Here is a 15,239-nt window from a genome sequence, read left to right on the forward strand (position 1 = left end):
CGATATGGTATTAAGAGTTGTCATCATCATCACAATAGGATTTCAAGTCATGTTGAATATCACCAGACCTGTTGTCACCTTATTTGCTTCCCATTTGGGCGCTAATACATTTGAAATTGGTATGGTAACAGCTTTTTACGCATTCTTTCCGCTATTTTTCGCCATTTATGCAGGTAAAATCTCCGATTATGTAGGCGATCGGTTACCAATTATTCTGGGCACAGTCGGTATGACGGTAGGGATGGCGTTCCCTTTTTGTTATCCGTCCATGTGGTCCCTATACACATCCCAAGCCATAATAGGCGTTTCGCAGCTTTTTATAAATATTTCACTCCAAAACGTGCTAGGCAACGCTGCAACCCCCAAGAATCGAGATCAATATTTCAGCATATTTAGCATGGCGATGTCATTGGGTAGCGTCATAGGTCCGGTTGTTGGAGGATATCTGGTTGAACATTTTTCTTATACGTTTGCTTTTCTCGTTTCTATGTTCACTGGATTGATACCGATTGCGATTTCATTCTTTATACCTGTCATTATTAGAAAGAACGAACAATCGGATCATGCCTTTTCCGGTTCTATGAGTTTATTGAAAATACCAATTTTAAGGAAAGCTTTGGTTTCAAGTGCACTTGTTTTGTATTCTCGAGATATTTTCGTAGCATATTTTCCGTTGTTTGCTAAGCAACAGAATATTTTACCGAGTGTTATTGGATGGATTATAGCCATTCAGGGAATAAGTATGGTCGCAGTCCGGTTTTTCTTGCCTAAACTTATTATGATCTTTGGTCGGAACCGAATCTTATTAGCCTCCATCTTTACTGCAGGAATTTCATTTTTCCTGGTCCCATTTACAAGTCATTTTTATTTTTTCTGTGTGTTGAGCACATTTATGGGGGCGGGTCTGGGGTGCGGTCAACCGCTTTCGATGACTACGACCTACAATGCTTCTCCAAAAATGAGAACAGGCGAAGTTCTAGGGCTCCGATTAGCGTCGAACCGGCTATCACAATTGATAGCCCCACTCTTTTTCGGTTTAGTAGGTTCGTCGGTTGGGCTTGTCTCAGTGTTTTATGTCAGCAGTGCACTGCTAATCGGTGGAGCGTATCTGACCAGATCCAGCGCAGATGAACAGTGAGAGCAATTATCGGACTGAATTTGAAAGTTAATTTTTTGAGGGTAGGTAATTGGGATGAATAACTTTGGCGGTAAAAGTATTATTTTAAGATTGGAACTCTATACAGAGCAAATTAATTTCGGACAAGTCATAACAGAAATAAACGAAAATGGTGGAGATGTAATAGCTATTGATGTTTTCCAAATGGGAGAAGATTCAACCATTCGTGATATCACAGTTACAGTCTCAGATCAAAAGCATATCGAACAAATTGTTATTGCTATCAAAAATTTAGTTGGCGTCCGACTAGTTCATGTTTCTGATAGGACATTTCTTCTTCATTTGGGCGGGAAAATAGAAACAAAATTGAAAGTACCTATTCAAAATCGGGAAGATTTATCGCGTGTGTATACGCCTGACGTTGCACGGGTTTGCATGGCTATTCATGAAAAGCAAGAAAACGCTTATAACCTTACTATAAAAAGAAACACTGTTGCTGTCGTATCGGATGGAAGTGCTGTCCTGGGATTAGGTAACATTGGCCCATATTCGGCTATGCCTGTTATGGAAGGGAAATCCATGTTGTTTAAGCAGTTTGCCGATGTGGATTCTTTTCCAATTTGTTTAAATACACAGAATGTTGAAGAAATCATAGCTACTATTAAACATATATCGCCTGCATTCGGCGGCATTAACTTAGAGGACATATCCTCGCCCAGATGCTTTAGGCGTTGATCGGGAAGGCGCCCTTATTGAAGGCAGCAAATTTGAAAATCCAATGTGGGAGTGGTATGCCAAACATACAAACCGCAATCTAAGTTTGGGTTCATTACATGATGTGATTGAAGGCGCTGATGTATTTATAGGGTTATCTCGCGGCGGAGTTTTAAAGAGAGAAGATGTACAGAAAATGGCGCCGCACCCCATTGTTTTTTGTATGGCTAATCCTACACCGGAAATTCTTCCCGAAGAAATAGAGGATATTGCCGCAGTAATTGCAACCGGTAGATCCGATTATCCAAATCAAATAAATAATGTATTATGTTTTCCTGGTATATTTCGAGGGGCGCTTGATTGCCGGGCAACAACGATTAACGAGGAAATGAAGCTTGCTGCCGCCCAGGCTATTGCATCAGTAATTCCCGATAAAGCTCTTAATAAGCTATATATTATTCCAAGTGTGTTTAACCAGGATGTAGTAAAACTCATAAGGGACAGCGTAATTAAAGCAGCTGTTCAGACCGGAGTTGCCCGTAGAAATCCGAAAGAGTATGGAAAAGCATAACTGAAGGATGTGAATTCATTTGAATCAGAATTTATTATGTCTCCTTTGCAATCTTGCGGAAAAGCAAATCTCAGAAAAAATATGTGACTGCTGCGCAGATGTATTGGAATTTGGGTATCCTTCTTTTCCGGCTTATATACTACAGGAGACCGGTGAATTGCAAAAGCTGAAAGAAACAAAAGTTAATTGATAATAAGTAATTATTAGTGATTAGAATCAAAGCTCATTTACTTTTTTCTTTTGGAAAAAATGGATATACATGAATATGTAAATGGTCTGTTGAAGCCTCAACAGGCTTTTTTGTAGCTTTTTGAACTTTCGTGAGTAGTAAGATAAGTCGTTTGTTGTTCACTGCGTCAAGATGTTTTGAATAACAAACGATACACTGTGACTTTTGTCGAAAAAGAGGAGTGTTGGCGACTTTATATCAATATCAAGTTTTAAGGAGGAGTTAACTTAGAGACAACATTTGGTGCGGCCGTAGGTGGTTTATTTATTTCAGAAATTGGTACACAATACGTCGTAATCGTAGGATTACTATCAATTATATTAAGTTCTATAACCATTAATAAGAAGATGGTGCCTGTGTTCAGACACCATCTGTTGACTGCGAGAGATTCTTAATTGTTGGGTGCTATTCCTCTTTATAATCAATCTTTGTATCGATGCCTACTGAGTTGTTCTTGCCATCCCATGTAACGCCAATTTTGAATACTTTTGCGATATCTCGAAGCTTGAAATAGTTGTTTCCATCAATGTTGTAGGCTGAAAGTTGAATCTCTTCGCCATTTAAATCTATTTTGGAGCTTGTTGACAATGCCCTTTTAGACTCTATTTTAGTGGATACCGCTAGTTCACCACCAGCGAATTTGCTACTGAAGATGACACTCAAATCATTGATAGCAATAAAGTTAATTTTAAGGATTAACCGTAACGAACACGCATGCATGACTTCAAGAGCGCACTGACAATTTAACAGGACGCTCTTGTTTTACATGGACTACAGGCTTCTTTCTAACAAGGCCCCAACTTGTTTGGCCATTGCTTGAGGTGAGGATGGCATTCCATTTCTGATCCACCATTCAATGACACCTACATAAGCGTTCCCAGTATACTGAAGCATAACGTCTTCGCTTAAATCCTTATTTCTTCCGCTTTCTTTGTCAATCTCACCTATGAAGCCCTCCGTAATAAAATCAAAAAGCCGTGTTCTAAAAGAAGGCGCTCCTTTACTCACTAACATGGTCGAAAAGAATAAATAGTTTTTCTCAAAATATTCGAAAAAAGGTAAAAGACCATTGTTCCAATCCAGCCTGCAAGCCCATTCACCCATCTCCGCTAATTCGTTAATGTGCATTTCGATGAGTTTATCCAATAAATCAAATTTGTCCTGATAATGAAGATAAATGGTACCACGGTTTATGTTTGCCCGGTCGGCAATATCCTGAATTGTAATATCATCGAAGTTTTTTTCAGTCATTAATTCAATAACAGCTTTTTTCATAGCTTCTTGTGATTTAAGAATTCTCCGATCCACTTTTTTCATCGTATATATCCACCAAGCTTTCATTATAATTAACATTTTCAAGCTCTGTGTTGAGTTATCAACATATTACGTTACTTTAACCATTGAAAATAAAAGTCTTACTTATATAATAATAGACATAAGTTGATTAATCAAATAAAATTCGTTAACGATAAGGTGTTGTTTCAAATTAAGTAATAAAAATTTGGGAGGGATTTAAAGAGTGATGGAAGTAAAAACTTGGTTTATTACAGGTGCCGGTCGTGGTTTGGGTATGGATATTGCAAAGGCAGCCTTGTCTGCCGGCCACAGAGTAATCGCTTCAGGCCGTAATACGGATTCTGTTTTGAAAGCTGTGGGAGAATCAGACAATCTTTTTGTCGTTAAACTTGATGTCACTGACTCTGCTGACGCAGAGTTGGCTGTAAAAGCAGTAGTAGAACGTTTTGGTCGTATTGACATACTTGTCAACAACGCTGCTAACTTCTATGGAGGCTATTTCGAGGAACTGACCCCTGAGCAGGTTGAAAAGCAACTAGCCACTGTCCTCATTGGGCCAATGAATGTTACACGAGCCGTTCTTCCTATTATGCGTAAACAACGTTCTGGACATGTGATTTCGATTTCGTCGGGTGCCGGGCTCCAGGGATTCGAATTCAATTCCGCCTACTGCGCGGCAAAATTTGGTCTAGAGGGATGGATGGAGTCGCTTCAGCCTGAAGTTGCTCCTTTTGGGATTAGTACCACAATCGTCAATCCTGGGTTCTTCCGTACCGAACTTCTTACGAAGAAGTCGTCAACTTATGCTGAATTGAATATCGAAGACTATGCGGAACGTAAAGCGGCACAGTTGGAGTGGTGGCAGGCCCAAAATGGTAAACAAGTTGGCGATCCGGCAAAGCTTGCCCAAGCATTGATTAAAATTGTAAACGAGAAACAACCACCTCACCGCTTCATTGCGGGTGTAGATGCCATCACCGTCGCTGAACAAAAGATCGCCAATCTCCAGGCTGAGATCGGAGCCTACCGTGAACTCTCTTTATCACTGTCGTATGAGTACGAATAGGCGCCGGGGAACTACAGCTGAGCCCCGGAATATCTAGGAAAACAGATAGGGGAGGAGCCTCCCAAGTATCATTAATATAATTTGGAAAAGGACATTATTACTCAATGACAAGACGCAACTTTATCAAATGGCTGATCGCTGCCGTTTGGGCAAGTATTTTAACCCTGTCTGCGCTTTTTATGTTCCGCCGATTTCGAGAGGCTGCGGGTCACGAAAATATAACGAAGCCTGCGACGGCAACGCCACAAGTCGGTATGACAGAAGCGAAGCAAGCAACGGAAGACGCTGGACCGTTGCTTTCCTTTTTCATTATCAGCGACCTGCATGTAAACTCGGGTATTTCCGCTCAATCGAACCACCTGCGAAAAGCGCTTGATGATATAAAGACATTCAGAGATAAAGCACAAGCAATTATGATTACCGGAGATATTACCGATTCGGGAACACCGGCTGATTACAGGGAATTCAAAAATATCATGTCCCAATACGAGCTTCCGCGCGTATATGCCAATATGGGGAACCACGACTATTATAACGTCTGGATCGGAAAGAATGGCGCGTGGAGTCAAGACACGTTCCCGAACGGCAAGACTGATGCAATGGCTCGGCAGGCGTTCACCTCCATGTTTAATCTCGAGAAGCCCTACCATGACGTTCGGCTGAACGGGTTTCATTTTATTCTACTGTCGCAGGAAACGTATGTTCAGGAAAAACCGGAAGTGGGAGAAGGCGCATGGTACTCGGACGAGCAATTGAACTGGTTTCGGAGCAAGATGGCCGAAAACAAAGACGGGAAGCCGGTGTTTGTCATGATTCACCAAGAACTGCCCCCGGTAGGGCAGGACGGAGGCAATCACATGCTGATCAAAGCCAGGGAGTTCCGAGAGATATTGAAACCTTACAGAAACGTATTCGTTTTTTCAGGGCATACGCATCAGGATTTTACCGTCAATACGGAGCATTATATCAAAGAAACGTTCCACTGGTTTAAGAACTCATCGATCGGTATCGTGATGAATACCAAATACGAGAATGTAAGGAAGGGTGCTGCGCAAGGCCTGTTCGTTGAGGTATATACCAACAAGGTTGTGTTGCGTGGCCGCGAATTCAGCAACCGGACATGGATCAAAGAAGCAGATTGGGCTGTGCCGCTTTCAGATTGATTCAAGTGTCTGTATGTAGACCAAGTGTGGACTTTCCGTTTTCAATTAATTAGGGGATGCTGCTATGACACGAGAAAAAATTCGCTTTGTTGAGAAAATGCATCTACTTCCACGTTCTGTACGAACGTTAGCTAGAATGATTGGATTGATACTGGCTGCCTTGCAGCTTGCGTCACCATTGCCCCCTCCGAAGATTCTATGGATACAAACCTTACCCGTTGCAGCAGATGAATTCTCTACGGTAATGCTGCCAAATGGAAGTGGTATGCTTCATATCGAGGCCCACGTGAAAAATGCAGAAAGAGTGTATTTTTGGGTTAACTTTCTGGATGGATTGGAAGAAAATCGGCAATTGATATACGAGGATTTAAATGGTTCGGACGGTTGGGCTGTTGAGTTTCCCTATGACAAAGAGAAAGGCTTTTCCTATCAGCTAATTGCCCTTGTCACAGGCGCGAATCGAGGAATTGGATATGAGCTTGTCAAATAATTGGCTATAAATGGTTTTAAGGCCATTTTAGCGAGTCGGGATCTAGAGAAGGGTCATGCAGCTGCCCAAAACCTTAAGCAGTCAGGGTTGGATGTATCGTTTGTGCGGATGAATGTCGATGATCAAAAAGCATCCGTTAAGCGGCACTTACTATAAATGAGACATTTGGAAGATTGGACGTTTTGATTAATAATGCCGGCGTGTATCTGGATGAGTGGGCCGTTAACGAAGAACATAAAGCTTGATATGGTTGATGAAATTGGATATACATCTGTTGCAATCGGATTTCCAATATTTACTTTAGGCGCACTCGTTTTTGCAATGATTTGGGCTCAAATTGCTTGGACACGTTTTTGGGGATGGGATCCAAAGGAAGTATGGGCACTAATTACATGGTTATTTTACGCTGCATATTTGCATTTACGACTCTCTAAAGGTTGGCATGGTGAGAAATCGGCCTGGCTTGGAGTCATTGGTTTTGAGATCATTATTTTCAACTTAGTTTTTGTTAATCTAATCATTGCCGGCTTACATTCTTGCTTAACGTTATATTTTTTGTAACGGTGATTTGAAATTTTCACCAAAGGAGTTTAAATGAAAAACAAAAGGTTTAGATTTATTATTCGATTGAGTCTAATACTTGTGATGATTTCAGCCATAACTTACTCTCTTTATCGGAATTTTTTCACTGAGAATATTCGAGTTCAGGCAGAAGACCAAGCACCGGATTTTGTGCTTGAAGATATAGAAGGGAAACAAGTTCAACTGTCTGACTTAAACGGAAAAGGTGTTTTCTTGAATTTCTGGGGATCATGGTGTAGAAATAGTAGCTGTTAATGTTGGTGAAAGTGATGTTGCCATTGAATCTTTTATTAAAAAATATGGACTCACATTTGCTGTTCTAAAAGATAAAAATCGAATTGTTACCGAGGCTTATGATATTACCCCAATCCCTACTACATTCTTAATCGACAAAAATGGAAAAGTTCTAAAGGTTATAACCGGTTCTATGGCTGAAAGAGATATAGCAAATTATATGGAATTAATAAAACCGTGTAAGAATGCCGAGCCAATATTCACCAACATTTTACTATAAGTTGAATAATGCGCTGCTGTCCTTTGGCAATAATATTCCAAAATGATTATGGGAAGTGTATAAAGAGTGCATTATCTGATCAAACGATTCATTCTGTTATTGACATCCGCAATGTTGCTTTTTTCGGTATCCATTCCATCCATGGCATACGCGCAAGAAAAGGGATTTCTGGGCGAAACGATGATAGCCCATGCCATGGGAGGAATAGACGGATTTGAAAACACCAATAGTTACGAAGCTTGGGAAATGAACTATAAAAAAGGATTCCGTTTTTTTGAAACTGATCTGATCTTAACATCCGACGGCAAACTAGTGGCAAGACATGACTGGGATCCCTATCTATACATGAAATTGGAGCAGCCGGTTCCGGCGGAGAGCATTGTACCTTATCAAAAATTTATGACGACGAAAATCCACTATAACTATTCACCGCTTGATTTCAGGTGCATCGCGAGGATCTTGCAGACCCATCCAGATATGTATTTGGATATTGATACAAAAGAATTGGATCCTGCAATAATCCAAAAACAATTTTCTATCATCAAGCAAACAGCAGAAGAAATCGATCCCGAAATTCTCGACAGAATCATTCCAGAAATCTATACGCCTCAGATGTACGATATCGTCATGGGAATCATCCCGTTCAAAAATGTGATCTATTCCATATACATGATCAACGACGATGTCGACACCATCATCTCTTTTATGAATGAACATCACATCCGGGTGATGGCAACAGATCCGGCGAGATTGACAAGCCGTTTTATGAAAAAATTGAAAGAAAACAACATCATCGTATATGCATTTACCATAAATAGTGAAGCCGAATTTGCAGCATTAAAAGCAACTGGTAATTATGGAGTTTATACGGACGTATTGCCGCCAGATATGGATACCGACAGAAAAGGAAAGGGACTGTTTCTGGAGACTGCAGAGACAGGGGGAGAGAAAAAAAGCGGGTTATCTTTGCTGTTGGCAAATTTGTATGAAACAATATTTCCAGTTTGTGAACTAGGTCTGAAAATTTAATATAGATAAGGAAGAAATTGGGTAAGATCGTATCTGGGGTAGAAGGAGTTGCTTTTTTGTCTAAACGAAATAATTTACTTATATTTATATTAACCATAGGGGCTTTCGGTATCATAAATACTGAAATGGGAGTTATAGGGATATTACCCTACATTGCTGATCAATTTCATATCAGTATATCTAAGGCTGGGTGGCTGGTGAGTTTCTTCGCACTTACTGTTTCAATATCTGGTCCTACTATGCCGTTATTATTTTCGGGGATAAATCGCAAGAAGGCTATGTTACTTGTACTTGGTATTTTCGTTTTAGGTAACATTGTTTCTATATTTACATCTAACTTTGCCATTGAAATAATCGCACGTGTGATTCCAGCCATTTTTCATCCAATCTATTTTTCAGCAGCTTTTACAATGGCTGCTAACTCAGTTCGCAAGGAAGAAGCTCCAAAAGCTGTTTCAAAAGTTTTTATTGGAGTATCTGCGGGTATGGTAATTGGTGTACCAATCGCAAGTTTTCTTGCTAGTACAGTTTCGTTTCAAATATCAATGGCATTCTTTGCCATCGTAAATGCTATAGTATTTATTGCTATATTAGTATTTTTCCCTTCTATGCCTGTTAAAGAAAGACTTTCTTACGGAGCTCAATTAGCGGTATTAAAAAAACCAATTACTTGGCTTTCCATTGTTGCTATCATTTTACTAAATTCAGCCATATTTGGGGTGTATAGTTATCTTGCTGAGTATCTTAAAACCGTTACGAATACCTCTGGGAAATCAATTAGTTTAATGTTAGTCATATTCGGGGGGGGCAAATATTATTGGAAACATTGTGGCAGGGAAGTTACTTACTAAAAATGCGATCAAATCTGTAGTATCTTTTCCTTTTGCATTGGGAGCCGTTTACATTGTTTTATTCTTATTAGGACAATTTACTTTACCTATGGCAATCATTACTTTAGTTTGGGGAATATTGGCTGGTATAGGAACTAATATTAATCAATATTGGATTACGTCTGCAGCTCCAGAAGCTCCTGATTTCGCTAATGGCTTATTTTTATCATCCGTTAACTTAGGAACTACAATTGGTACAGCTGTAGGTGGATTAATTATTTCAGAATTAGGTACACAATACGTCGTAATAGTGGGATTATTATCGTCGGTATTAGGGTTGGTATTTATTTTACTAAGAAACTACATGCTTAGTCCTACAAAACAACTTTCTAGATAAGGAATAAGGATAATATCGGTGTAGTCGTTATTGAGTTTCTTTATTCATTCTAAACATACTCGACAATTTTTAATGAATTGTTGAGTAAACAACTCATTGCTCTAATTTAACCATTGTATGAATCCTGTTTCTATTTATAATAAACGTATGTTGCTTAAACAATCGACGATGATTTTGTTTGTCATCAAACTAATAGAAGAAAGGGTGTTACTTAGTATGTCAAATATTCAAGATAAAGTTGTTATTATTATGGGCGCATCAAGTGGGATAGGTGAAGCTACTACCAAGAAACTTGCGCAAGAAGGAGCAAAATTAGTAATTGCTGCTCGCCGAGAGGATCGCTTGAAATCTCTTGTTGAGTCATTGCCAAATGCTGAAATTTCATATGCAGTTGCCGATGTATCAAAAAAAGAGGAAGTTCAAGCAGTTGTAGATTTGGCAATCGAAAAATATGGCCGTGTAGATGTACTCTATAATAACGCTGGAGTTATGCCAACTGCGCTACTTTCAGAAACTCGCTTTGATGAGTGGCGCCAAATGCTAGATATTAACATTATGGGTGTTTTAAATGGAATTGCTGCGGTTTTACCGATCATGAAAAAACAACAATCCGGTCATATTATTGCGACCGACTCCGTAGCTGGACATGTTGTTTATCCAGGATCTGCTGTATACTGCGGTACCAAGTTTGCAGTTAGAGCGATTATGGAGGGATTGCGGCAGGAAGAAAGAGAAAACAATATTCGTTCAACGATCATTTCTCCAGGTGCTGTAAGTACTGAACTTTATACAACTATTAATACTCCTGAAGATCGGGAAAGGGTAAAAAATCTTATGGCTGCAGGAGAAGGTCTTTCTTTGAAACCAAGCGATATCGCAGATGCAGTAGCTTATGTGATTAGCACACCTAAAACTGTTGCGGTAAGTGAAATCTTGATTCGTCCAACAAAACAAGTTATCTAATGGATGTTGCGATTATGAAATAATATTCGTCCTACAGGTCGACTTCTTTAAAATCTCCTAATGATAAAATTGCCCTTAGCTTGTTGGGGGCAATTTTTTTAATTATTACTATGATTGATTTCTGTATTCGACCTTTGTCCGCTTGATCCGCATATTTTTTTATATGCTTTCTATTTTGTTGCCGTCTTTATATGTTGCCGCGACCACATTCCATTCGCAATTGATTCCCACTCAATTACTGTTAAGCATTGCATCCGTAAGGGAGGGTATCCCTTTTCCAGCAGCTATTGAAGCAATATGATTGAGAAAAAACTTAATCAGTCCATCAATAACCAAACCAACAAAATGATTACCAAAGTTCAAAAACAATATGGAACAGATATTTTCGGGTTCAGCAAAGGTATACATGAGAAGTATCCACAGAAATGGAAGAGTATGAAGAAAAACTGGGAAACGGAATTTGCTCATGCCGAAATTATAGTTCATTCAAATTTGAAAATTCGTCGAATAGGCTTGACCGGACAACCTCTTTTTAAAGTAATGAGCCTTCCTGACTGGGGAGTCTATTTCCTTATCGCATCAACAAAGTTCAAGTTCTCAGGGTCCTAAGGATCTGGCGTTACTCACATCAATTCAAAACTGAGCCAATTGGAACAAAAATCGTTCGCTCAACGTCTAGACAGCTTTTGCATCGTCGACGGAATCGGATATCGAAGAAGGTGTTCAAACAGAGCTTAATTGAAACAAAATTATCGGATAGCTGGGATATCAGATCAATGTTTCGACGAACGAAACCCTTATATCAATACATTATTCTTGAAAATATGAAGAGAACTCCTATAATGATTACAGCAAAAGCAGTCCACTTTTAAAGATGGTAATGCTCCAAATAGGGAGAATTAATCCTTCCCAAATAAAGAGTGCTGAGTTGGGGTTAAATAAATTTTACTTCGATAAAAATGAAATATGCATTAAATTATTAGATGATTTTCTCTCGACCAAAGAGATATCAAAAGATATAGGAGTTAAAGAACGAAAAACGTTTGTTCAATAAGAAACCAAGACGAGGCTGCCGGCATTAATCGGCAGCCTCGTTGAAGTAACGGGCAGAATAACGCAATGGGACCGCATTCGAAATAAAGGACTGAATTGCTCGATTAACGACTCCCATGTCCATCCATGTGGGAGATCCTGCATTGCATCATCTAGCCCAGTTATAGTCAGAGTCAGCCGGCGTTTCCGATTTTGTCGCGCGGTTCGCCGGAGATGAAATCTTCGTACTGGCATGTGATCGCGGAGAGAGTAGCCTCATCACGATCATTGAGCCTACTCTGTCCGCGAACCCGCTTCGGGTTGAAGACGGGAACGAGTTATCGATCACCGTAGTATCGGATCCAGCCATTTTCCGAAAATGCCATTGATGAAAGCGGATAAACGCATGTATCGGGCGAAGAAAGATGCTATGCCAAATACGAAAAAAAGAAGTCGACCATCTCGTGGTCGACTTCTAATTATTCTATTGCGCGGTCAGGATTTGTGGACCTTCAGCCGTGATGGCGATCGTATGCTCGTATTGGGCGGCGAGCTTGCGGTCCAGCGTCCGCGCGGTCCAGCCGTCCGGATCGATTGTCATGTAGTAGGTGCCTTCGGTGATCATTGGCTCGATCGTGAACACCATGCCTTCCTTGATGCGGAGGCCTTTGCCGGGTTTGCCGACATGCACATAGTTCGGCGCCTCGTGCAGGTCCCGGCCGATGCCATGCGCGAGTAGGTCACGCACGACGCCGAATCCGTTCGATTCGGCATGCCGCTGGATGGCGCTCGTCACGTCGCCGAGCCGATTGCCGGGCCGCGCCTGCGCGATACCGAGGTCAAGGCATTCCTTCGTGACGCGCATCAGCTTCTCGGCTGTCGGCGAGATCTTCCCGACCGCATAGCTCCAGGCTGAATCGCCGAGCCAGCCGTCGAGCTCCGCGACCGTGTCGATCGTCACGATATCGCCCTCCTCAAGTGGCTTATCTCTAGGAAAGCCATGAGCGATCACGTCGTTGACGGAGGCACAGGTCGCATATTGATAGCCCTTGTAGCCCTTCGTGTAGGGCTTGGCGCCGTGCTTCAAGATAATGTCCTCGAATATGCGCTCAATCTCGTTCGTCGTGATTCCCGGTTTGATGAGTGGGGCGATCGTGCGATGGCATTCGGCCACCACTTGGCATGCCTTACGGATAGCCTCGATTTCATGCTTGCTTTTTAAGATGACCATGTTCGTATCAGGACTCCTTCGTAATAGCTTGCATCGCGAGCTTGGCGATTCGATCGACGTCCAGCTCGGAAGTGCCCGCATAGTATTGCAGCCCGCAGCAGCCAACCAGCACGGCAAGCATATGGTCGACACTGTCGTCTTCGCGCTGGGCGATCGACTGGAGCGGAACGTACAGCCGTTCCATAAATCGTCTCTTGGTGGAGTTACGATCCCTCTCAGGCAAGCCTGCATAATGTTCCGCCGCCATTTTGTAGACGAGATATGCGCGGGCGTCCGATTGCCACAGCCGGAGCAGCGCCTTGCAATACGTCAACATCTGCCTCTCATCCAGGCCGCCGCCGTAGATGTTTGCCCATTCTGCCAGGGCTTGCTCGCATCGCTCGAAGCCGCTGCCCAGCAAATCTTCTATTAATAAATGTCGGTTGGGGTAATAATGGTATACCGTGCCGTAACCGATCTCGGCCTCGCGGGCGACGTCGCGAATATCAAAGCTGCCGCCCGTGTGGAAGTAGGTGCGTGCGGCGGCGTCAAGGATCTGTTCACTGCGCTGCATGCGGATGAGCTCATTTTGTTCTTTGGTACGGGGGCACATGGACGCGTATACCTCCTTTTATAGACCTGCAAATTTGTCGATATAAAGATAGTAACGCATGGGGCGGGGATATGCAAATTATCTGTTAGAGAAATAAAGTTATTTAATTGAACTAAAGTTCTTTAGTGAACTGAACAAAGACAGAACTCCAGGCAGGTAGTTTCGGAGGAGGTAGGGTGTGCGACGGTAGCAGCATTAACGCACAACGATAGCGTTCAATAAGACAGCGGCAGTCTAGGACTGTATTTTTTTGTCCGTGGCTACCGCTGTTTCTATTATTGGGGTCAGTCTAATATGACTAAGTGGGATTTCATTTGATAATAATAGGTTTGCGTCATCCGGCAAATCAACATTTATAAATGATTTGTTTATTAAAGAACGAACTGATCGAATTTGACGATTGCAATCATCTCTTTTTCGTTTAAAATATATACATGTGTTGAATAAACGGTTCGTGTTGATTGTAGCGTGTGTTTGCCACATATTATTGTAAAACTTTTTCCAGGTCAATCTGAGGACCAGATGAAAGAACTTATTGACAAAATTGTGCAAGCGGTCATAGAAACAATGCACGCAAGTGAGCCAAGTGTTTCTGTCTCGTTTGAAGAAATCCCAAATGAGAAATGGGCAAATGAAGTATATAAACCGGATATTACATTATTTTTGAGGCGCCAAAGACATTCAGGCATGCAAGCGATATCAGCTTAATCAACGTGAATATGCCAAATGCGCAGGAGACATTATGGAGCTGCAAGGATGTTTATCTCAATCATGTGACCGCAAGAGGCGATTACTTTGGCATGAATGGCGAAAATATCAAAATTGATGATCTTACCTTGGTCGGGAACTATGCCTTTGATGGGGCTAAAAATGTGGAGATCCACAATTCAAAGTTGATTTCTAAAGATGCTTTCTGGAATTGCGAAAACGTCACAGTCTACGATCTGTAATCATCGGCGAGTATCTCGGCTGGAATTCTAAAAACATCACCTTCATCAATTGTACGATTGAGAGCAATCAAGGGATGTGCTACATGGAGCATGTCGTGGTTAAAAATGGGATAATTATAAATACGGACTTAGCCTTCGAATATTCCACCGTTCAGGTGGAAGCGTCAACCGTAATTGACAGTGTGAAGAATCCCATCTCTGGAGAGATAAAAGCAAAGAGCATTAGAGAATTAATTTTGGATGACGCGGAAATAATTGCTGCCGATACAAGGTATGAATTAAATGAGGGCATTGGGAGGAGGGGATCGGTTGAGCAGCTTACCTCAACACATACAATTGCGTAAGACGAAGGGAGCAATATTACCATATTGGCGAAACTGTTTCATTGAACGGAGGAGATTCTGCAGCTTCAATTACCCCTTGGTGGAACAAGTAGATTGTTCGTATCTCACTGAAATGCTCGATGGCATAAG

Annotated in this window: 13 protein-coding genes and 5 pseudogenes; 14 read left to right on the top strand and 4 right to left on the bottom strand. The window is 41.4% G+C overall.

The genetic code is table 11. The features are described from left to right. Window positions 1-4: 4 nt before the first annotated feature. Together ASG93_RS01010 and ASG93_RS01015 are read left to right on the top strand one after the other, a co-directional pair. Window positions 5-1,138 (top strand): MFS transporter, encoded by a 1,134-nt coding sequence (locus tag ASG93_RS01010; protein WP_056827948.1) that lies wholly within the window; start codon window positions 5-7, stop codon window positions 1,136-1,138. Window positions 1,139-1,192: 54 nt separating this feature from the next. Beyond that, window positions 1,193-2,402 (top strand): annotated as a pseudogene (locus ASG93_RS01015) (NAD-dependent malic enzyme). A gap of 634 nt (window positions 2,403-3,036) precedes the next feature. Here the strand turns inward: ASG93_RS01015 and ASG93_RS35805 are convergent. Next, entirely contained in the window at window positions 3,037-3,219 is a 183-nt protein-coding gene (locus ASG93_RS35805; RefSeq protein WP_200984424.1) for a stalk domain-containing protein, read from the bottom strand. A gap of 183 nt (window positions 3,220-3,402) precedes the next feature. Further along, a complete protein-coding gene (locus ASG93_RS01025; protein ID WP_056827952.1) occupies window positions 3,403-3,948 on the bottom strand; it encodes a TetR/AcrR family transcriptional regulator in 546 nt (181 codons plus the stop codon). 205 nt (window positions 3,949-4,153) lie between these two features. On the opposite strand from ASG93_RS01025, the gene ASG93_RS01030 reads away from it, so the two are divergent. The 10 genes and pseudogenes from ASG93_RS01030 to ASG93_RS01070 all read left to right on the top strand — a co-directional run bounded on the left by ASG93_RS01030 (window position 4,154) and on the right by ASG93_RS01070 (window position 11,570). Further along, window positions 4,154-4,993 carry an SDR family NAD(P)-dependent oxidoreductase gene (locus tag ASG93_RS01030; RefSeq protein WP_056829244.1) on the top strand — a complete coding sequence of 280 codons (840 nt, stop codon included), beginning with the start codon at window positions 4,154-4,156 and terminating at the stop codon, window positions 4,991-4,993. A gap of 104 nt (window positions 4,994-5,097) precedes the next feature. After that, window positions 5,098-6,156, top strand: coding sequence for a metallophosphoesterase family protein (locus ASG93_RS01035; RefSeq protein ID WP_056827953.1), 1,059 nt, complete (start codon window positions 5,098-5,100; stop codon window positions 6,154-6,156). Window positions 6,157-6,220: 64 nt separating this feature from the next. Beyond that, window positions 6,221-6,646: a hypothetical protein gene (locus tag ASG93_RS35810; RefSeq protein ID WP_056827955.1), complete on the top strand. Its 426-nt coding sequence runs from the start codon at window positions 6,221-6,223 to the stop codon at window positions 6,644-6,646. Between the two features lie 219 nt (window positions 6,647-6,865). Next, window positions 6,866-7,207 (top strand): annotated as a pseudogene (ccsA, locus tag ASG93_RS01045) (cytochrome c biogenesis protein CcsA); the annotation flags it as partial. Between the two features lie 33 nt (window positions 7,208-7,240). After that, window positions 7,241-7,742 (top strand): annotated as a pseudogene (locus ASG93_RS33565) (redoxin domain-containing protein). 66 nt (window positions 7,743-7,808) lie between these two features. Continuing rightward, window positions 7,809-8,771: a phosphatidylinositol-specific phospholipase C/glycerophosphodiester phosphodiesterase family protein gene (locus ASG93_RS01055; protein ID WP_056827959.1), complete on the top strand. Its 963-nt coding sequence runs from the start codon at window positions 7,809-7,811 to the stop codon at window positions 8,769-8,771. 56 nt (window positions 8,772-8,827) lie between these two features. After that, window positions 8,828-9,998 (top strand): annotated as a pseudogene (locus tag ASG93_RS01060) (MFS transporter). 216 nt (window positions 9,999-10,214) lie between these two features. Next, window positions 10,215-10,961, top strand: coding sequence for an SDR family oxidoreductase (locus tag ASG93_RS01065; protein WP_056827961.1), 747 nt, complete (start codon window positions 10,215-10,217; stop codon window positions 10,959-10,961). A gap of 163 nt (window positions 10,962-11,124) precedes the next feature. Continuing rightward, complete coding sequence (locus ASG93_RS33715) at window positions 11,125-11,262, top strand: spore germination protein (RefSeq protein ID WP_082614630.1); 138 nt, start codon at window positions 11,125-11,127, stop codon at window positions 11,260-11,262. Next, on the top strand, window positions 11,259-11,570 hold the full coding sequence (locus ASG93_RS01070) for a Ger(x)C family spore germination C-terminal domain-containing protein (RefSeq protein ID WP_056827963.1): 312 nt from the start codon (window positions 11,259-11,261) through the stop codon (window positions 11,568-11,570). Before ASG93_RS33715 ends, ASG93_RS01070 begins: the two co-directional genes overlap by 4 nt. Before the next feature lie 907 nt (window positions 11,571-12,477). On the opposite strand, the gene map is transcribed toward ASG93_RS01070, so the two are convergent. Both map and ASG93_RS01080 read right to left on the bottom strand, forming a co-directional pair. After that, window positions 12,478-13,224 carry a type I methionyl aminopeptidase gene (map, locus tag ASG93_RS01075; protein ID WP_056827964.1) on the bottom strand — a complete coding sequence of 249 codons (747 nt, stop codon included), beginning with the start codon at window positions 13,222-13,224 and terminating at the stop codon, window positions 12,478-12,480. A gap of 7 nt (window positions 13,225-13,231) precedes the next feature. After that, entirely contained in the window at window positions 13,232-13,816 is a 585-nt protein-coding gene (locus ASG93_RS01080; protein ID WP_056827966.1) for a TetR/AcrR family transcriptional regulator, read from the bottom strand. A 468-nt stretch (window positions 13,817-14,284) separates the two neighbouring features. On the opposite strand from ASG93_RS01080, the gene ASG93_RS01085 reads away from it, so the two are divergent. Further along, complete coding sequence (locus ASG93_RS01085) at window positions 14,285-14,524, top strand: tautomerase family protein (protein ID WP_268795979.1); 240 nt, start codon at window positions 14,285-14,287, stop codon at window positions 14,522-14,524. 11 nt (window positions 14,525-14,535) lie between these two features. Beyond that, a pseudogene (locus ASG93_RS01090) lies at window positions 14,536-15,110 on the top strand (DUF3737 family protein). Window positions 15,111-15,239: the final 129 nt, after the last annotated feature.

The sequence above is a fragment of the Paenibacillus sp. Soil787 genome (assembly GCF_001429545.1).
Taxonomy (GTDB): domain Bacteria; phylum Bacillota; class Bacilli; order Paenibacillales; family NBRC-103111; genus Paenibacillus_E.